Origin of the sequence: Herminiimonas contaminans (assembly GCF_015645465.1) — a bacterium.
Lineage (GTDB): Bacteria > Pseudomonadota > Gammaproteobacteria > Burkholderiales > Burkholderiaceae_D > Oxalicibacterium > Oxalicibacterium contaminans.
This window is the reverse complement of record NZ_JADOEL010000002.1, coordinates 46,929-64,600: the sequence shown is the minus strand read 5'-3', so window position 1 is coordinate 64,600 and position 17,672 is coordinate 46,929. Positions and strand designations below refer to the sequence as shown.

General features: G+C 53.0%; 17 protein-coding genes and 1 tRNA gene. 16 read left to right on the top strand and 2 right to left on the bottom strand.

Translation table 11 applies throughout. The features are described 5' to 3' along the window. Positions 1 to 20: 20 nt before the first annotated feature. On the bottom strand, positions 21 to 710 hold the full coding sequence (locus tag IXC47_RS02675) for a Bax inhibitor-1/YccA family protein (protein WP_175625647.1): 690 nt from the start codon (positions 708 to 710) through the stop codon (positions 21 to 23). Positions 711 to 919: 209 nt separating this feature from the next. On the opposite strand from IXC47_RS02675, the gene ndk reads away from it, so the two are divergent. From ndk to IXC47_RS02595, 16 genes are all read left to right on the top strand, one after another. Next, positions 920 to 1,345 carry a nucleoside-diphosphate kinase gene (ndk, locus tag IXC47_RS02670; RefSeq protein WP_175625648.1) on the top strand — a complete coding sequence of 142 codons (426 nt, stop codon included), beginning with the start codon at positions 920 to 922 and terminating at the stop codon, positions 1,343 to 1,345. 69 nt (positions 1,346 to 1,414) lie between these two features. Beyond that, positions 1,415 to 2,578: a 23S rRNA (adenine(2503)-C(2))-methyltransferase RlmN gene (gene rlmN, locus IXC47_RS02665; protein WP_124573840.1), complete on the top strand. Its 1,164-nt coding sequence runs from the start codon at positions 1,415 to 1,417 to the stop codon at positions 2,576 to 2,578. Further along, positions 2,578 to 3,375, top strand: coding sequence for a type IV pilus biogenesis/stability protein PilW (gene pilW / locus IXC47_RS02660; protein WP_175626086.1), 798 nt, complete (start codon positions 2,578 to 2,580; stop codon positions 3,373 to 3,375). The genes rlmN and pilW overlap by 1 nt, the downstream gene beginning before the upstream one ends. Continuing rightward, positions 3,368 to 4,432, top strand: coding sequence for a RodZ domain-containing protein (locus IXC47_RS02655; RefSeq protein WP_195874610.1), 1,065 nt, complete (start codon positions 3,368 to 3,370; stop codon positions 4,430 to 4,432). Before pilW ends, IXC47_RS02655 begins: the two co-directional genes overlap by 8 nt. A 7-nt stretch (positions 4,433 to 4,439) precedes the next feature. Further along, on the top strand, positions 4,440 to 5,711 hold the full coding sequence (gene ispG, locus IXC47_RS02650) for a flavodoxin-dependent (E)-4-hydroxy-3-methylbut-2-enyl-diphosphate synthase (RefSeq protein ID WP_124573843.1): 1,272 nt from the start codon (positions 4,440 to 4,442) through the stop codon (positions 5,709 to 5,711). Positions 5,712 to 5,762: 51 nt separating this feature from the next. Next, the gene (gene hisS / locus IXC47_RS02645) at positions 5,763 to 7,112 is read left to right on the top strand and encodes a histidine--tRNA ligase (protein ID WP_195874609.1); all 1,350 of its coding nucleotides are present in this window, start codon (positions 5,763 to 5,765) and stop codon (positions 7,110 to 7,112) included. Positions 7,113 to 7,124: 12 nt separating this feature from the next. Continuing rightward, positions 7,125 to 7,775 carry a tetratricopeptide repeat protein gene (locus tag IXC47_RS02640; RefSeq protein WP_195874608.1) on the top strand — a complete coding sequence of 217 codons (651 nt, stop codon included), beginning with the start codon at positions 7,125 to 7,127 and terminating at the stop codon, positions 7,773 to 7,775. Positions 7,776 to 7,793: 18 nt separating this feature from the next. Then, positions 7,794 to 8,960, top strand: a complete 1,167-nt coding sequence (bamB, locus tag IXC47_RS02635) for an outer membrane protein assembly factor BamB (RefSeq protein ID WP_195874607.1) — start codon at positions 7,794 to 7,796, stop codon at positions 8,958 to 8,960. Between the two features lie 8 nt (positions 8,961 to 8,968). Further along, positions 8,969 to 10,312, top strand: a complete 1,344-nt coding sequence (gene der / locus IXC47_RS02630; RefSeq protein ID WP_175625653.1) for a ribosome biogenesis GTPase Der — start codon at positions 8,969 to 8,971, stop codon at positions 10,310 to 10,312. A gap of 107 nt (positions 10,313 to 10,419) precedes the next feature. After that, positions 10,420 to 10,656, top strand: coding sequence for an RNA chaperone Hfq (hfq, locus tag IXC47_RS02625; protein WP_012079975.1), 237 nt, complete (start codon positions 10,420 to 10,422; stop codon positions 10,654 to 10,656). A 35-nt stretch (positions 10,657 to 10,691) separates the two neighbouring features. Continuing rightward, complete coding sequence (gene hflX / locus IXC47_RS02620; RefSeq protein WP_175625654.1) at positions 10,692 to 11,810, top strand: GTPase HflX; 1,119 nt, start codon at positions 10,692 to 10,694, stop codon at positions 11,808 to 11,810. A 51-nt stretch (positions 11,811 to 11,861) separates the two neighbouring features. After that, a complete protein-coding gene (gene hflK, locus IXC47_RS02615; RefSeq protein WP_175625655.1) occupies positions 11,862 to 13,166 on the top strand; it encodes an FtsH protease activity modulator HflK in 1,305 nt (434 codons plus the stop codon). Continuing rightward, positions 13,166 to 14,056 carry a protease modulator HflC gene (gene hflC / locus IXC47_RS02610; protein WP_175625656.1) on the top strand — a complete coding sequence of 297 codons (891 nt, stop codon included), beginning with the start codon at positions 13,166 to 13,168 and terminating at the stop codon, positions 14,054 to 14,056. Before hflK ends, hflC begins: the two co-directional genes overlap by 1 nt. 215 nt (positions 14,057 to 14,271) lie before the next feature. Further along, positions 14,272 to 15,423: an ATP phosphoribosyltransferase regulatory subunit gene (locus IXC47_RS02605; RefSeq protein ID WP_175625657.1), complete on the top strand. Its 1,152-nt coding sequence runs from the start codon at positions 14,272 to 14,274 to the stop codon at positions 15,421 to 15,423. Between the two features lie 3 nt (positions 15,424 to 15,426). Beyond that, positions 15,427 to 16,740 (top strand): adenylosuccinate synthase, encoded by a 1,314-nt coding sequence (locus tag IXC47_RS02600; RefSeq protein WP_175625658.1) that lies wholly within the window; start codon positions 15,427 to 15,429, stop codon positions 16,738 to 16,740. Between the two features lie 27 nt (positions 16,741 to 16,767). Further along, complete coding sequence (locus tag IXC47_RS02595) at positions 16,768 to 17,304, top strand: phosphoribosyltransferase (RefSeq protein ID WP_124573852.1); 537 nt, start codon at positions 16,768 to 16,770, stop codon at positions 17,302 to 17,304. 222 nt (positions 17,305 to 17,526) lie between these two features. On the opposite strand, the gene IXC47_RS02590 is transcribed toward IXC47_RS02595, so the two are convergent. Next, positions 17,527 to 17,611, bottom strand: a tRNA-Leu gene (locus tag IXC47_RS02590). Positions 17,612 to 17,672: the final 61 nt, after the last annotated feature.

Genomic DNA, 17,672 nt, shown 5'->3' with positions numbered 1-17,672 from the left:
TTTATTGCACTGAAAGTTTATCAGTCGCGTTCGCCACCAAAGATGCCGAGCAGTGCCAGCAAATTGGAGAAGATGTTGTAGACGCTCAGGTAAATGCCCAGGGTCGCAGTAACGTAGTTGGTTTCGCCGCCGTTGATGATGCGTTGTACATCATACAAGATGAAGGCAGAGAAAATACCGATCGCCACCACCGAGATGGTTAGTTGCAAAGCTGGCAATTGCAGCCAGATATTTGCGATTGCGGCAACGATGATTACCAGCACGCCCATGAACAGCCATTTGCCGAGGCCGCTGAAATCACGTTTGGAAACGGTCGCTACCGATGCCATCGTTGCAAGAATCGCAGCTGTACCACCAAAAGCGGTCATGATCAGTGCAGTGCCGTTGGCAAAGCCGAGGATGTGACCGATCAGGCGCGACAGCATCAAGCCCATGAAGAAGGTGAAGCCCAGCAGCAGGGCAACGCCCAGGCCGGAATTTTTGGTTTTTTCAATTGCATAAAAGAAACCGAATGCAATTGCCAAAAAGATAATCATCCCCATGAATGGGCTGCCCGAGAAGAAGGCGAATTTGAACTGTACGCCTATCCAGGCGCCCAGCACGGTAGGGATCATGGAAAGGGCGAGCAGCCAGTATGTATTGCGCAAGACGCGATGGCGTACCGCCGTGGTGTCATAGGTAGACGCTAAGGTCTGCTGTAAATTGCTCATGGTTTCTCCAGGTAAATATCAAGCTCGAGTTGTTGCCAAGCAGGTTCTTGACATGCTCATAGTATAAACGGTTCTGTTCTTAACGCTATCTTCACATTTAAAAGCTCTTGTTTCTGCTTCAAGTAGGTGGGGCTTTCATGGTAGAATTAAAGGTTAGTTGAAATATCAGAATTTTGTCTTAACCCTTTCATTTTATTGGAGTTTTTCAGATGGCAATCGAACGCACACTGTCGATTATTAAACCGGATGCAGTAGCAAAAAACGTAATCGGTCAGATTTATAGCCGTTTCGAAGGCGCAGGCCTGAAAATCGTCGCTGCTCGCATGACGCAATTGTCGCGTGCTGAGGCAGAAGGTTTCTATGCTGTGCACAGCGCACGTCCTTTCTTCAAAGACCTGGTCGACTTCATGATCTCCGGTCCTGTGATCATCCAAGTGCTCGAAGGCGAAAACGCTATCATCAAGCACCGCGACCTGATGGGCGCAACCGATCCGAAGAAAGCAGAAAAAGGCACCATCCGTGCTGATTTCGCTGATTCGATCGACGCAAATGCCGTACACGGTTCCGACGCAGAAGAAACAGCGAAAGTTGAAATCGCTTACTTCTTCCCAGCGCTGAACGTTTATTCGCGTTAATTTGAAATTCTGTCCGTCGCCAGCCACTGCGGTTCAGGCGACAGGCAGACAGAAGCAAAAAGTGTTTTTATGACGACTCTCACCAATCTGCTGGATCTGGATCCTGCGCAACTCATCGCTTACTGCGGCGAGTTGGGTGAGAAGCCGTTCCGCGCCAAGCAATTGCAACGCTGGATACACCAATTCGGCGCCAGCGATTTTGACGCGATGACCGATTTGGCTAAATCGCTGCGTGACAAACTCGCTACGCGCGCGATCATCGCTGCACCCGCTGTGATTTCCGATCACACCTCCGCCGACGGCACCCGCAAGTGGCTGGTCGATGTGGGGCAGGGCAATGCAGTCGAAACAGTATTTATCCCTGAAGAAAACCGTGGCACGCTGTGTATTTCGACACAAGCTGGATGCGCGGTGAATTGCCGTTTCTGTTCGACCGGCAAGCAGGGCTTTAACCGGAATCTTTCGGTTGGCGAAATCATAGGCCAACTGTGGATGGCCGAGTTTGAATTACGTCGTACCAAAGGCATAGAGCCTGGCCCTAAAGGTGAGCGCCAGATCACCAACGTGGTGATGATGGGCATGGGCGAACCTTTGCTGAACTATGAACCTACCGTCACCGCATTGAAGCTGATGCTGGACGATAACGCGTATGGTTTGTCACGTCGCCGTGTGACGCTGTCGACCAGCGGCGTGGTACCGATGATAGACAAGCTGTCGCAGGATTGCGCAGTCGCGTTGGCAGTATCGCTGCACGCATCGAACGATGCCTTGCGCGATGGCCTGGTGCCACTGAACAAAAAATATCCGCTGGTGGAATTGATGGCTGCCTGCAAGCGCTATCTGGAATTCGCGCCGCGTGATTTTGTTACCTTCGAATATTGCATGCTGGACGGCGTCAACGATAGCGACCAGCACGCACGTGAGCTGATCGCCCTCGTGCGTCAGGCAGATGTGCCGTGCAAATTCAATCTGATTCCGTTCAATCCATTTCCTGAGTCGGGTTTGACGCGCTCGCAGAATCCACGCATCAAAGCCTTCGCACAGGTGTTGATGGATGCAGGCATCGTGACTACTGTGCGCAAGACGCGTGGCGATGACATTGATGCCGCATGCGGCCAACTGGCAGGTGAAGTGCAAGACCGTACACGGGTACAGGACCGCATGAAGAAAATGGCGGAGTACCAGGAAAAATTTGGCAAGAATTTCGGTCGTATTGTGGAGATTTCATCTTGATGACAGCACGTCGGTCGGCTTGGTTGGGTATGTCCCTGTTATCTGCAATCCTGTTGTTGGGTTGCGCCGCTAAACCTGCTGTAGCACCTGATAGTGAACTGGCTACCAGTTTCGATAAAACAGATAATCAAAAGCGTGCCCGTATACGCTTGCAACTGGCGATAGGCTACTACCAGCAAGGCCAGTTGAATGTGGCGCTGGACGAAGTGAAGTTGGCTTTGCAAACCGATCCTAATCTGGCTGATGCGTATAGCATGGCCGCCTTGATTTACATGGATCAGGGTGAGGCTCGTCAGGCTGAAGAGAATTTCACGCGTGCGCTGCGCCTGGCACCGAATGATCCGGACTTGAGCAATAACTATGGTTGGTTCCTGTGTCAGAACGGACGTGCGAACCAGTCCATTCCCTATTTCGAAGCAGCCTTGCGCAGCAAGACGTATCAGTCTCCTGCCAAAGCGCTGAATAACGCTGGCACCTGCAGCCTGATCCTGAAGGACAAGGTTGCCGCAGATCGTTATTTTAATGAAGCATTTCGCCTTGATCCCGGCAACCTGACGACCAGTACCAATCTGGCGCGTCTGAATTATGAGCGTGGTGATCTGGAGCGTGCCCGGTTTTATATTAATCGCGTGACTAAAGCAGATGTGCTGAGCGCGGAAGTGTTGTGGTTAGCAATCAAAATTGAACGCAAGGTGGGCGATCGCGCCGCAGAAAACAGCCTCGTGACGCAATTGCGCCGCCGTTATCCGGACTCGGCTGAGTTTGCTGCCTATCAGCGTGGAGCCTTTAATGAGTAATGACGTGCCTGTGAATGAAACTATGAACGATGCGGTCCCGGAACCAGCGCAAGAAGCAGTGCAACCTGAGCCGGTGATTTCCGCCGGTACGCAGCTGGCTGCCTTGCGCGAAGAGCGTGGCTGGACGGTAGAGCAGGTCGCGAATCAGTTGAACCTGGCCAGCCGTCAGATCCAGGCACTGGAAGAAGATAACTATGCAGCCTTGCCTGGCATGGTCATCGTACGTGGTTTCATCCGTTCGTATGCCAAGGTATTACGTGTAGATCCTGCGCCTATCCTGGCCGCGATCAAGGAAGATAAGGCAGAGCCTGCGATTTTGCCGCCTGAGCGCAGCCCGCTGTCTGCTTCGTTTTCTGAAACCAAATTGTTGTCGTCGAATTCGCGTGGCCTGAATTCGAAGGTCGTGCTCGGCGGTGGCATCCTGGTAGTGCTGGGTTTGCTGGCGTATGCCGGTCAGCACATGGGTTGGTTATCGCACAGCACTTTGGGCTCGCCGGCCAAAGTAGAAGAAAAACTGGCACCGATAGAATTGTCGGATACACCTGCGGGAGCCGTAGTAGAAGTGCCGCCACCGATAGAAATTACAGAAACCAGCGTGGCTGAAAGCAAGCCAGCTGAAGTAAAACCCGTGGAGGCTGCCAAGCCTGCGGCTGAGCCGGTTGCCGTGGCTGCGAAGCCAACTGCACCAGCCGCGACTGCACCAGTCAGTGCCGCGCCTGCGGCCGTAGCAGCAACGACGCCTGCAGCACCGGCAGCGACACCGGTAGTAAAACCAGCACCGGTTGCCGCGGTAGCCAAACCAGTTGTTCCGGTCGACAGCAAGAATGCCCTGGCGATCAATGTGCGCGAGGATTCCTGGGTAGAAATTAAAGGCGCTGACAATAATGTGCTGCTGTCGCGCTTATTGAAAGCAGGTAGCTCTGAAGCAGTTGCCGTTACCGGTCCGGTTTCGGTCGTTATTGGTAACGCCGCAGGTGTCGATGTCACCTTGCGTGGCGCGCCGGTCGATGTGGTGACTGGAAACAGCAGCAACGTTGCCCGATTGAATTTGAAATAAAGCACTTATGTCGTCATCCAATCCGATAGCTACCGGCCCAGTTACGCGTCGCCAAAGCCGTATAGCGGTAGTCAGTTATGGCGGTCGTGAAGTTCGCATAGGCGGAGACGCGCCGGTAGTGGTGCAATCGATGACCAATACCGATACTGCGGACGTCATCGGTACTGCGATCCAGATCAAGGAATTGGCGCGCGCCGGTTCGGAAATGGTGCGCATCACCGTGAATACGCCGGAAGCTGCTGCAGCAGTGCCGGAAATTTGCGAGCAACTCGACAAGATGGATATCGTGGTGCCGCTGGTTGGCGACTTCCACTACAACGGTCACAAATTATTAAATGACTATCCGGAATGCGCGAAAGCGCTGGCGAAATATCGCATCAATCCGGGTAATGTCGGCAAGGGTAATAAGCGCGATACGCAGTTCGCGCAAATGATAGAAACCGCGTGCCGCTTTGATAAGCCAGTACGCATAGGCGTGAACTGGGGCAGCCTGGATCAGGAACTGCTGGCACGCATCATGGATGAAAACGCGGCACGCGCGACACCATGGAGTGCGCAAGCCGTCATGTATGAAGCATTGGTGACATCGGCGATAGAGAACGCGAAGCGCGCGGAAGAAGTTGGTCTGGCCGGTGATCGCATCATCCTCTCGTGCAAGGTGTCTGGCGTGCAGGATTTGATCGCGGTCTATCGTGAACTGGCGCGTCGCTGTGATTATCCGTTGCACCTCGGCCTGACTGAAGCCGGGATGGGCAGCAAGGGTATCGTTGCTTCGACTGCTGCACTGTCGGTTCTGCTGCAGGAAGGCATAGGCGACACCATACGTATATCGCTGACGCCGGAACCAGGCGGTGATCGCACCAAGGAAGTTGTGGTGGGACAGGAAATTTTGCAAACCATGGGCTTGCGTAAATTTACGCCTATGGTGATTGCATGCCCGGGTTGTGGTCGTACGACTTCGACTGTGTTCCAGGAACTGGCAGACGGCATACAAACCTATCTGCGCGATCAGATGCCGGTATGGAAGAAGGAATACCCGGGCGTGGAAGCGATGAACGTCGCAGTCATGGGTTGCATTGTGAATGGCCCGGGTGAATCCAAGCATGCCAACATCGGCATCAGTTTGCCTGGTACCGGTGAATCGCCAGCGGCGCCGGTATTCGTTGACGGTGAAAAAACCGTGACTCTGCGCGGTGACAATATTGCCGAAGAATTCCACGCAATCGTGCTCGATTATGTGAAGAGCCATTACGGTAAAGAAAAAACCAGCGCTGCTTAATTTGCAGACGCCGCACTCAACAAGTTGTAGAAAATAAGTCTTTAAAAATAAATGTCAGATACCAAGAAAACAGAAAAAATTGTCGGCGTAAAGGGAATGAATGACATTCTCCCGGCCGATGCGCCTTTGTGGGAATTGTTTGAAAACACTGTGCACACTGTGCTCAAGAGCTATGGTTTTCAACAGATCCGTACACCTATCGTCGAGCCGACCGCATTGTTTGCACGTGGCTTGGGCGAGGTGACCGACATCGTCGAGAAGGAAATGTATTCCTTCACCGATTCCATGAATGGCGACCAGCTGACTTTGCGTCCTGAATGCACTGCTGGCGTCGTACGTGCTGCGCTCGAACATAACCTGACTTATGACGGTCCGAAACGCCTGTGGTACGCGGGTCCGATGTTCCGTCATGAAAGACCGCAACGTGGCCGCTATCGCCAGTTCCATCAAATCGGTGCAGAAGCAATCGGCTTTGCTGGTCCGGATATCGATGCAGAACTGATCATGATGTGCCAGCGTCTGTGGGACGATCTCGGTTTGCAGGATGTGCGCCTTGAGTTGAACTCTATTGGTAATGCCGAGGAGCGCAACAAGCACCGCGCCGACCTGATCGCGTATTTTGAAAAGAATGAAGCGTTGCTGGATGCAGAAGCGAAGAAGCGCTTGCACAGCAATCCTTTGCGCATTCTGGATACCAAAAATCCAACCATGCAGGATATGGTCAACGCGGCACCTAAGCTGCTCGACTACCTGGGCGAAGAGTCGCGTGCGCACTTTGAGGGAGTACAAAAGATACTGCGTCACAATGCGGTTCCGTTCACCATCAATCCGCGTCTGGTACGCGGTATGGATTACTACAATCGCACCGTGTTTGAATGGGTCACCGATCAACTCGGTTCGCAAGGTACCGTTTGCGGCGGCGGCCGTTATGATCCGCTGGTTGAAATGTTTGGCGGCAAGCCGACTCCGGCCTGCGGTTTCGCGATGGGCGTGGAGCGCTTGCTGGAATTGATGAAAGCAAGTGGCGAGCAGTTTGCGCCGAATCAATGCGACGTTTATATCGTGCATCAGGGCGAGGAAGCGCAACTGCAGGCTTCCGTTGTGGCGGAACGTTTGCGTGACGCCGGACTCGATGTGGTATTGCATTGCGCGGCAGCGACCGGTATCGGTAGCTTCAAATCGCAAATGAAACGCGCGGATGGCAGCGGTGCTGCTTATGCCGTGATTATCGGTGAAGACGAAATTGCGCAGGGCACGGCAGTCGTCAAGGAAATGCGCAACGCCGAAGCGGCTGGCAATCAAGCCAGTGTGCCATTCGAAGGCATCGCGGATTACCTGGTTGATCAGATCGTTGGTGCGCATGACCATGCGCACGACGAACACGTACATTATCATCATTAAACTTGGACCATCATGGCATACGATCACGCAGAGCAAGAACAATTAGCTACTCTTAAATCCTGGTGGAATCAGTACGGCAACATCGTTACCTGGGTACTCATCATCGTCCTTGGTGCTTATGCAGCGTGGGCAGGTTGGGGTGCTTACCAGCGTAGCCAGGCGACGCAGGCAGCGCAATTGTATGAAGAGCTGCAAAAAGCGGTAGCCGCGCAAGACAAGGAAAAAGTGCAGCGCGCAGCGACTGACATGGAAGCCAAGTTTGCTGGTACTGCTTACGCGCAAATGAGTGCGCTGGCAGCGGCCAAGTCGGCATTTGATTCGAATGATTTCAAAACCGCGAAAACGCAATTGCAATGGGTGATAGACAAAGGTAACAGCGACGAATACAAGGCTGTTGCGAAAGTCCGCCTTGCTGGCATCCTGCTGGATGAAAAAGCATACGACGAAGGCCTGAAAGTGTTGGCGGGTGAATTCCCTGCGCAGTTTGCGAATGTGGTCAGCGATCGCAAAGGCGACATCCTGGTAGCGCAAAACAAGCTGGATGAAGCACGTGTCGCATATCAGACCGCGCTGGACAAAACAGATGCCAAGAATCCTGCACGCCAGCTGATCCAGATCAAGCTGGATGCCATCGGTGGTGCACCGGTTAAAAAAGCAGCATAAAAGCTTAAAGGAAAAGAAATGCAGAAGTATCGAATCGCATTAAAAGTACTGTCAGCCAGCCTGTTGTTGGCTACTGCCGGATGCTCGTTCCTGTCATCGATGAATCCGTTTGCCAGCAAGCCATCGACGCGCAATACGCCTGCGCCGCTGGTTGAGTTCAAGCAAACCATGACTGCTCGCACTGCGTGGACTGCATCGGTCGGCAAAGCAGGAAACTATGCATTCTCGCCAGTACTGGTGCGTAACGATCTCTATACTGCAGCAGCGGACGGCACCATTACCCGCCTGGATGCAACCAATGGTCAGTCCTTGTGGCGCATCAATGCAGGCATGCCTTTGACTTCTGGTGTCGGCAGCGATGGCCAGACTATCGTGGTCGCAGGTGAGAAGGGTGTCGTACTGGCGTTTGATAACCAGGGCAAACTGCGCTGGAAAGCACAAGCCAGCAGCGAGATCCTGTCGACACCAGCAGTTGGTCTGGACACTGTCGTCATCCGCAGCCTGGACAATCGTGTCGTCGCCTATGATGCAGAAACCGGTACCCGTAAATGGTTTGCCCAACGCACTGCGCCGCCATTGACGCTGCGTACCTCGCCTGGTATCTCCATTGCAAATGGCAATGCTTACATCGGCCTGGCCGGTGGTCGCTTGCTGGCAGTGGCACTGAGCACTGGCGCGCCACGCTGGGAAGTTGCAGTGGGTGATCCACGCGGTACGACTGAACTGGAACGCATTGCTGATATTTCCGGTTCGCCGTATGTCGCTGGCCGTGATGTGTGCGCAGTATCGTACCAAGGCCGTATCGCCTGCTTCGATACCGTCAGCGGCACACCGCGCTGGGGTAAAGCTTTCTCCAGCGATGTCGGCGTCGATGTCGATGGCAGTGCAGTGTATGCTGCGAATGAACGCGGTATCGTGCAGGCATTTGCCCGCGATACCGGCACCAGCATCTGGCAGAACGAGCAGTTGAAAAACCGCCGCCTGTCGACCCCGATTTCATCCAGCCGTGCAGTAGCGGTTGGCGATTACCAGGGTTATATCCATTTCTTTTCGAAAGACAATGGCTTGTTATTGGCACGTGTGAACACTGATGGTAGCCCGATAGTCGGCGTACCAGTTCGCACCGATGCGAATCTTATTTTTCAAACTCAATCAGGAACAGTGGTTGCGATCGCAGCCGAGTAAAACATTTGATGAAGCCGGTTATTGCACTTATAGGTCGACCTAACGTCGGCAAATCCACGCTATTCAACCGACTAACCCGGTCGCGTGATGCGTTGGTCGCTGACCTTCCGGGTTTGACGCGTGACCGGCACTACGGCGAAGGCCGTGTGGGCGAACGTCCGTTCCTGGTAATTGATACGGGTGGTTTCGAGCCTGTTGCCAAAGAAGGCATCATGCACGAAATGGCCAAGCAGACGAAACAGGCGGTAGCTGAAGCTGACGTCGTGATTTTCATCGTTGACGGTCGTCAAGGCCTGACGCCGCACGATAAAACCATCACTGACTTCCTGCGTAAATCAGGTCGTTCCGTGATGCTGGTCGTGAACAAGGCTGAAGGCATGAAGTACACCACGGTCACTGCCGACTTCTATGAGTTGGGCATGGGTGATCCGTATGTAATCTCGGCCGCGCATGGTGACGGTGTTGCCGACCTGGTCGAAGAAGCACTGGACATCGCGTTCGCGCAACGCCCACCGGAAGAAGAAACACCTGCCTCGAACGACAGAAGCATCAAGCTGGCTATCGTGGGCCGTCCTAACGTCGGTAAGTCAACACTGGTCAACACCTTGCTGGGCGAAGAACGCGTCATCGCATTCGATTTGCCCGGTACGACCCGTGATTCGATCGAGATTCCGTTCGAGCGCGACGGCAAACATTACACGCTGATCGATACTGCCGGTATCCGTCGTCGCGGCAAGGTATTTGAAGCGATCGAGAAATTCTCGGTGGTCAAAACCCTGCAGTCGATTTCCGAAGCGAATGTTGTGTTGCTCTTGCTGGATGCCCAGCAGGATATCTCCGAGCAGGATGCGCACATCGCCGGCTTTATCCTGGAGTCCGGCCGTGCGCTGGTCATCGGTGTGAATAAATGGGATGGCCTGACGACTGACCGCCGTGATGCGATCAAGATGGATCTGGAGCGCAAGCTGAATTTCCTTTCGTTTGCAAAAACACATTTTGTGTCGGCCCTGAAATCGAGCGGCATCGGTCCGATGATGAAATCTGTCGATAGTGCTTATGCTGCCGCTATGACCAACCTGTCTACGCCTAAGTTGACGCGCGCTCTGATCGAAGCGGTCGAGCATCAGCAGCCGCGGCGCAAGGGCTCCATCCGTCCTAAATTGCGCTATGCGCATCAGGGCGGCATGAATCCGCCGATTGTTGTCATTCACGGTAATGCGCTGGAAGCGATCGATGCAAACTACAAACGCTTCCTGGAAAAGCATTTCCGAGAAACTTTTTCGCTTGTCGGGACTCCACTACGTATCGAGTTACGTTCTGGTAAGAATCCTTTCTCGCGTTCGGAAAAATAAGCGATTTGGCGAAAATGCCAGAAATCGATTACATTCCAATGGTTAGAACACTTGAAAAATAGCAAGATGCCTCAACCTCTTAAACACAACAACACACTGGAGCTGTCATGACCAACAAAGGGCAACTGTTACAAGACCCATTCCTCAATGCTTTGCGCAAAGAGCATGTTCCCGTTTCGATCTACCTCGTTAACGGCATCAAACTCCAGGGTCATATCGAATCTTTTGATCAATACGTCGTCCTCTTGCGTAATACCGTCACCCAAATGGTGTACAAACACGCAATTTCCACCGTTGTTCCTGCACGTGCCGTGAACCTGAGCCTTGAATCAGAAGCTGAATAATTTATACGCCGCCCAGTTGTGGGCGCAGTTTTAATATGCGCGCAGTACTGGTAGGCCTTGATTTTGGCAAAGGCGATTTCGCTGCAAGCCTCGAAGAACTTTCCCTTCTTTCCAGATCGGCAGGTGCCGATCCGATCATGACGATCACTGGCAAGCGTTCCAGTCCGGACGCTGCCTTGTTTGTCGGTTCGGGTAAAGCAAATGAAATCGCTGATGCGGTCGTCGACCACGAGCTTGATATTGTCATCTTCAATCATGCTCTGTCGCCGGCGCAGCAGCGCAACCTTGAACGTCATCTCAAGGTGCGCGTGGTGGATCGCACCAGCCTGATTCTGGATATCTTTGCGCAAAGGGCGCAAAGCCATGAAGGTAAGGTGCAGGTCGAATTGGCACAATTGCAACACTTGTCGACACGACTGATACGCGGTTGGACTCACTTGGAACGGCAAAAGGGCGGTATCGGTCTGCGCGGACCAGGTGAAACCCAGCTCGAAACAGATAGGCGTTTGTTGGGTGTACGGGTCAAGGCCTTGCGCGCCAAGCTGGATAAGCTGCACAAGCAGCATGCTACCCAGCGTCGTGCGCGTGGTCGTAATAATGCATTTTCAGTATCGCTGGTCGGTTATACCAATGCCGGGAAATCGACCTTGTTTAACGCCGTGGCTAAAACCAGGGTATTGGCAGCTGATCAGTTGTTCGCTACCTTGGATACGACTTCGCGTCGGATTTATTTGGGCGAAGCCGGGAATGTGGTTATTTCCGATACGGTCGGGTTTATCCGCGAATTGCCGCATCAATTGGTTGCTGCTTTTCGCGCTACGCTGGAAGAAACCATCCATGCGGATTTGCTGTTGCACGTAGTCGATGGTGCCAGCCCGGTCCGGATGGAACAGATAGAGCAGGTGAATATGGTTTTGCGTGAAATCGGCGCTGATCATATCCCGCAGATTCTGGTTTGGAACAAGATTGACGCTGCCGGTCTGGAACCTGCTTTGGAGCGTGATGAATATGATAAAATTCGTCGTGTTTTTATTAGTGCCCAGACTGGAAGCGGATTGGATCTATTGCGAGAAGCAATAGCCGAATGTGCGCAGGAGCGCGCCGCTGGATTAGAAGATGTATCACTAGTTGCATCTGACGACGTCAACGTATAAGTATTTACTTGGCCTTCCAACCCATTATTTTTCAGCCCGGACCGCAAAAGAATGCTCGTTTCCCTACTTAAAAAATTTGGTTTGAAGTTTTCGCTCAATGACCCGCGTTGGGGTCGTGGGTCCGATGACAATAATAAAAATCAGGATAACAAGCGCCCGAATGACGGTCCGCCTGATCTCGATCAATTGTGGCGTGATTTTAATCAGCGCCTGAGCGGTATCTTCGGCAACCGGAAAAATGGCGGCGGCGGTAATGGCGGCGATTCTTCCGGTGGCGGCATGGGTGGTTTCAAGCCCGACATGCGCGGTGCCGGCATAGGCGCAGCTATCATTGCTGGTATCGTCGCATTCCTGTGGCTGGTCAGCGGTTTCTTCATCGTGCAGGAAGGTCAGACCGGCGTGGTCATGACTTTCGGCAAATACAGCCACATGACGCCAGCCGGTTTCAACTGGCGCTGGCCGACCCCGATTCAAAGCCATGAAATCGTCAACGTATCGCAAGTACGTACGGTTGAAGTCGGCTATCGCGGCAACGTCAAGAACAAGCAACAGCAGGAATCGCTGATGCTGACTGAAGATGAAAACATCATCGACATCCAGTTCGCCGTGCAATACACATTGAAAAACGCTTCCGATTGGGTCTTCAACAATCGTGAACAGGAAGAAATGGTCAAGCAGGTTGCTGAGACCGCGATTCGTGAAGTGGTCGGCCGCAGCAAGATGGATTTCGTCCTGTACGAAGGCCGTGAAAAAATCGCTTTCGACAGCAGCCAGTTGATGCAGCAAATCGTTGATCGTTACAAGTCTGGCGTACAGATTACCAACGTCACGATGCAGGGCGTACAACCACCTGAACAAGTACAGGCTGCGTTTGATGATGCGGTTAAGGCAGGGCAGGATCGCGAACGTCAAAAGAATGAAGGCCAGGCTTACGCGAATGACGTGATTCCACGTGCACGCGGTGCGGCTTCGCGTCTGCTGCAGGAGTCGGAAGCATATCGTTCCAGTGTGACCGCGAATGCGCAGGGTGAAGCGTCGCGCTTCAAACAGGTTTTGGTTGAGTATCAAAAAGCGCCTGCCGTGACCCGGGATCGTATGTACCTCGAAACGATGCAGAAAATTTTCTCTAGCACTACTAAGGTTATGGTCGATTCAAAAGGTAATAACAGCCTGATTTATTTGCCGCTCGATAAGTTGATTTCCCAGTCTGCAGCACCTGCCGGTGCCGCAGCGGATGTCGGTGCGATCAGACCGCCTGCTACCTCGTCTACAAGTGCACCGGATACGGCTGCACTGGAAGCACAGGAGTCGAGGAGCCGAGATAGCCGTAGTTCGCGTGATCGGGAGGTACGATAATGAATCGCCTGATCTCTTATGTCATCGTTGCGGTTATCGGCTTCATCGCTTTGTCGTCGACCCTGTTTGTGGTTGATCAACGCCAGTACGCGATTGTGTTTGCACTGGGTGAAGTCAAGACCGTTATCAGTGAACCTGGCTTGCATTTCAAATTGCCGCCACCGTTCCAGAACGTCGTATTCCTGGATAAACGCATTCTGACTCTGGATACGCCGGATGCAGATCGCTTCATCACTGCGGAAAAGAAAAACATCCTGGTTGATGCCTTCGTTAAATGGCGTATCGTGGATCCACGCTTGTACTTCGTCAGTTTTAGCGGTGACGAACGCAGCGCGCAAAACCGTATGGCGCAAATCGTCAAGGCTTCGCTGAACGAAGAAATTACCAAACGTACTGTGCGTGAAGTGATTTCGGGTGAGCGCGGCAAGGTAATGGACGGCATCCAAAAGAAAGTCACCGAAGAAGCGAAACAGATCGGCGTTGAAATCGTTGATGTCCGCCTCAAGCGTGTTGACTATGTTGACCAGATCAATAACTCGGTGTTTGACCGTATGAAGTCTGAGCGTGCACGTGTCGCCAACGAATTGCGTTCGACTGGTGCTGCGGAATCTGAAAAGATTCGTGCGGATGCTGACAGACAGCGTACCGTTATCCTGGCTGAAGCGTACCGTGATGCTGAACAGATCCGTGGTGAAGGCGATGCCAAAGCGTCGCAAATCTACGCGCAGGCATTTGGTCAAAGCCCAGAGTTCTATAAGTTTTACCGTAGCCTCGAAGCGTATCGTGCCAGCTTTAAAACACGTAACGACATGCTCGTGATCGATCCTAACTCCGAGTTTTTCAAGTATTTTAAAAACCCGGCATCGAGCGGAGCGGGCGCGAAGAAATAAACCGCGTCGTGCAAGCGAAGTAAGCATAGTTGCATGAAGTGATCAACCATCACTTCATGCAGTTCTTTTTTTGTGGCGGCTATTTATATGCATAAACGCAACTAAAACAAATTCCTGGCAGAAACGGCCCGCGTGCGGGCGACCTCTGCCTAGCTGATATAAGCCTGCCGTACGCTGTATCCCAATTCCTTTTTCTGACTTTTTCGTTTCCCGTCATGCCCAACTGGCTGCTGCCTGAAAATATTGCTGATGTTTTGCCGTCTGAAGCGCGCAAAATTGAAGAACTACGTCGTGTCATTCTCGACAACTTCCACCTGTACGGGTACGAACTTGTCATGCCACCTATGTTGGAGTATCTGGACTCATTGCTGGCTGGTGCCGGACATGACATGGATTTGCGCACCTTCAAACTGGTCGACCAGCTGTCCGGCCGTACGCTGGGCCTGCGTGCAGACATGACTACCCAGGTGGCGCGCATAGATGCCCACTTGCTCAACCGTGCTTCGGTTACCCGCCTGTGCTATTCCGGTAGCGTCCTGCATACCCGTCCTAACGGTTTGCACGCTACTCGTGAGCCTTTGCAGATCGGCGCTGAGATATACGGCCATGCTGGGCTGGAGGCGGATGCGGAAATCCAGGAATTGGCGCTGGCATCGCTGGCTTTGGCTGGTTTTACCCAGGTAAGGCTGGATTTGTGCCACGTCGGCGTGTTGCGGGCGATCATCGAAAATGACGCAAATGCGCAAAAAGACGAGTCGGCACTGTATACTTTGCTCCGCGCCAAAGATGTTCCGGCGCTGCAGGAGATAACAGCTGCTTACGGTGAAGAGTCACGCCGTGCTTTGCTCGCCTTGCCTAGCCTGTATGGCGACGTCACGGTGCTGGCGCGCGCGCGCAAGGAATTGCCGGCTTTGACGGGTATTACCAAGGCGCTGGATGAGCTGGCGGCATTGGCCAGCCTCGCGGGCGAAGCGAACGTGACGATAGATTTGGCCGACCTCGGTGGCTATCAGTACGAGAGCGGTGCGATGTTTGCGATTTATGTGCCGGGCTTGCCGAATGCTGTCGCGCGTGGCGGTCGTTACGACCACGTCGGCGAAGCGTTTGGACGTGCCCGTCCGGCGACTGGTTTCTCTATGGATTTACGCGAACTGGCGCGCTTATTGCCAGTAGCGGAACGCAAGCGCGCAATTCGTGCGCCTTGGGGCCGCGAAGCAGCATTGCGCACCAAGATAGTTGCATTGCGCAAGGCAGGGGAAGTAGTGATACAAAGCTTGCCCGGCTATGAAAACGATCAGGACGAGTTTGAGTGCGACCGCGTACTCGTACTTGAAGATGGAAACTGGATTATCAAAAATTTAGGTTAAGTGATGTCAACAAAAAGCATGGCAAAAAACGTTGTAGTTGTCGGTACCCAATGGGGCGATGAAGGTAAGGGCAAGATCGTCGACTGGCTGACAGATCACGCGCAAGGTGTAGTGCGCTTCCAGGGCGGCCACAACGCCGGCCACACACTGGTGATCGGCGGTCATAAAACCGCATTGCAACTGATCCCTTCCGGCATCATGCGCGAAGGCGTCGCATGCTACATCGGTAACGGCGTGGTCTTGTCGGTACCTGACGTATTGCGTGAAATCGACAAGCTGGCAGCGATCGGTGTGGAAGTCCCGTCGCGCCTGAAGATTTCGGAAGCCTGTCCTATCATCTTGCCGTACCACACCGCACTCGACGTGGCGCGTGAAGTCGCACGCGGCGATGCAAAAATCGGTACCACCGGTAAAGGCATCGGCCCGGCATATGAAGACAAAGTTGCACGTCGCGCCATTCGCGCTGCTGACTTGCTGAACGAAAAACGTTTCGCAGAAAAACTGCTGGAAAACCTCGATTACCACAACTTCGTGTTGTCGCATTATCTCAAGGTTCCAGCCATCGATTATCAAAAAACCCTGGATGATGCGCTGGCCGATGTGCCACGCCTGAAGCCTATGGTCGGCGATGTATCGAGCGCACTGTACGCAGCGTATAACGCTGGTGCCAACCTCTTGTTCGAAGGCGCGCAAGGTAGCTTGCTCGACGTCGATCACGGTACTTATCCATACGTCACCTCGAGTAACTGTGTGGCAGGTAATGCCTCCACCGGTTCCGGTGTTGGTCCTAACATGCTGCACTATGTGTTGGGTATCACCAAGGCTTACACCACACGTGTCGGTTCGGGCCCATTCCCATCGGAATTGCCTACTGATGCAGGCGTTGGCAAACACCTGGCAACAGTCGGCCACGAATTCGGTACCGTTACCGGCCGTGCCCGTCGTTGTGGCTGGTTCGATGCAGCTTTGCTGAAACGTTCGGTGCAGATCAACGGCGTGACCGGTATGTGCTTCACCAAACTCGACGTGCTGGATGGCTTGGAATCGCTGCGTATCTGCACCGGTTACAAACTGAATGGCAAAACAGTCGATATCTTCCCGGTCGGCGCAGAAGATGCAGCCGCTTGCGAACCTATCTACGAAGAAATGCCAGGCTGGAAAGAAACCACAGTTGGTGCGAAAACACTGGAAGCCTTGCCTGCAAATGCACGTGCTTACATCGATCGCATCGAAAAACTGGTTGGTGTGCCTATCGATATGATTTCGACCGGTCCAGACCGCGAAGAAACTATCGTATTGCGTCATCCTTTCAAATAAAAACTACTTAGTCCGACGAGTTGCAAGATGCCAGAATCAGGCGATAAAGATCTATGGGTGACATGGGAAGCCTATCACCAAGCAATCGAACGCCTGGCTCTGCTCGTGCACGAGTCGGGTTGGGAATTTGACCAGGTACTATGCCTGGCGCGTGGCGGTCTCCGCCCCGGCGATGTGTTCTCACGTATCTTCAATGTGCCGCTGGCGATTTTGTCGACCAGCTCATATCGCGAAGATGCGGGTAAAGAGCAGGGCTCGCTGGATATCGCGAAACACATCACGATTACAAACGGAACTCTGGGTGGCAAGGTATTGCTGGTCGACGATCTGGTCGATTCCGGAGTAACGCTGGAACAAGTACAGCGTCATCTTTCCGAAAAATTCCCCGCAGTGACAGAAGTGAAATCTGCCGTCATCTGGTACAAAGCTTGCTCATCTGTAGAGCCGGATTTCTATCTCGACTATTTGCCGCACAATCCGTGGATACATCAGCCGTTTGAAGAGTACGATGGCTTGCGTCCGCATCAATTGGCAGCATGGTTGCGCAAAGGTGAAACAGAATAGGGCACATCGTCACTGATGTGTCATTTTCTGCAGGCAATATCTATGCGTTGCAAAAGTAAGTGACGTAGAAAAAACGTAGGAATTAAAAACAAGTTTTCGCAAAGAGTTTTGCGATATCTGAAGTGTGTTGCGTGCGTTTGAAGTGAGCTCGTATGAGCCAGGAAATAAATGCGACCGGAAAAAGAAAAACCCCGTTGACGAATCAACGGGGTTTTAATAACTTGGTGCCCACGGAGGGACTCGAACCCCCACACCTTGCGGCACATGGACCTGAACCATGCGCGTCTACCAATTCCGCCACGTGGGCCTACATGAAAGATGAGCAGTATAGCGGATATACATTGGAAGTCAATCATTGATTGCGATTA

What these genes read in the sequence shown, in the direction of transcription:
- IXC47_RS02675 (WP_175625647.1), bottom strand. Translation starts at nt 710, where the DNA reads ATGAGCAATTTACAGCAGACCTTAGCGTCTACCTATGACACCACGGCG.
- ndk (WP_175625648.1), top strand. Translation starts at nt 920, where the DNA reads ATGGCAATCGAACGCACACTGTCGATTATTAAACCGGATGCAGTAGCA.
- rlmN (WP_124573840.1), top strand. Translation starts at nt 1,415, where the DNA reads ATGACGACTCTCACCAATCTGCTGGATCTGGATCCTGCGCAACTCATC.
- pilW (WP_175626086.1), top strand. Translation starts at nt 2,578, where the DNA reads ATGACAGCACGTCGGTCGGCTTGGTTGGGTATGTCCCTGTTATCTGCA.
- IXC47_RS02655 (WP_195874610.1), top strand. Translation starts at nt 3,368, where the DNA reads ATGAGTAATGACGTGCCTGTGAATGAAACTATGAACGATGCGGTCCCG.
- ispG (WP_124573843.1), top strand. Translation starts at nt 4,440, where the DNA reads ATGTCGTCATCCAATCCGATAGCTACCGGCCCAGTTACGCGTCGCCAA.
- hisS (WP_195874609.1), top strand. Translation starts at nt 5,763, where the DNA reads ATGTCAGATACCAAGAAAACAGAAAAAATTGTCGGCGTAAAGGGAATG.
- IXC47_RS02640 (WP_195874608.1), top strand. Translation starts at nt 7,125, where the DNA reads ATGGCATACGATCACGCAGAGCAAGAACAATTAGCTACTCTTAAATCC.
- bamB (WP_195874607.1), top strand. Translation starts at nt 7,794, where the DNA reads ATGCAGAAGTATCGAATCGCATTAAAAGTACTGTCAGCCAGCCTGTTG.
- der (WP_175625653.1), top strand. Translation starts at nt 8,969, where the DNA reads ATGAAGCCGGTTATTGCACTTATAGGTCGACCTAACGTCGGCAAATCC.
- hfq (WP_012079975.1), top strand. Translation starts at nt 10,420, where the DNA reads ATGACCAACAAAGGGCAACTGTTACAAGACCCATTCCTCAATGCTTTG.
- hflX (WP_175625654.1), top strand. Translation starts at nt 10,692, where the DNA reads ATGCGCGCAGTACTGGTAGGCCTTGATTTTGGCAAAGGCGATTTCGCT.
- hflK (WP_175625655.1), top strand. Translation starts at nt 11,862, where the DNA reads ATGCTCGTTTCCCTACTTAAAAAATTTGGTTTGAAGTTTTCGCTCAAT.
- hflC (WP_175625656.1), top strand. Translation starts at nt 13,166, where the DNA reads ATGAATCGCCTGATCTCTTATGTCATCGTTGCGGTTATCGGCTTCATC.
- IXC47_RS02605 (WP_175625657.1), top strand. Translation starts at nt 14,272, where the DNA reads ATGCCCAACTGGCTGCTGCCTGAAAATATTGCTGATGTTTTGCCGTCT.
- IXC47_RS02600 (WP_175625658.1), top strand. Translation starts at nt 15,427, where the DNA reads ATGTCAACAAAAAGCATGGCAAAAAACGTTGTAGTTGTCGGTACCCAA.
- IXC47_RS02595 (WP_124573852.1), top strand. Translation starts at nt 16,768, where the DNA reads ATGCCAGAATCAGGCGATAAAGATCTATGGGTGACATGGGAAGCCTAT.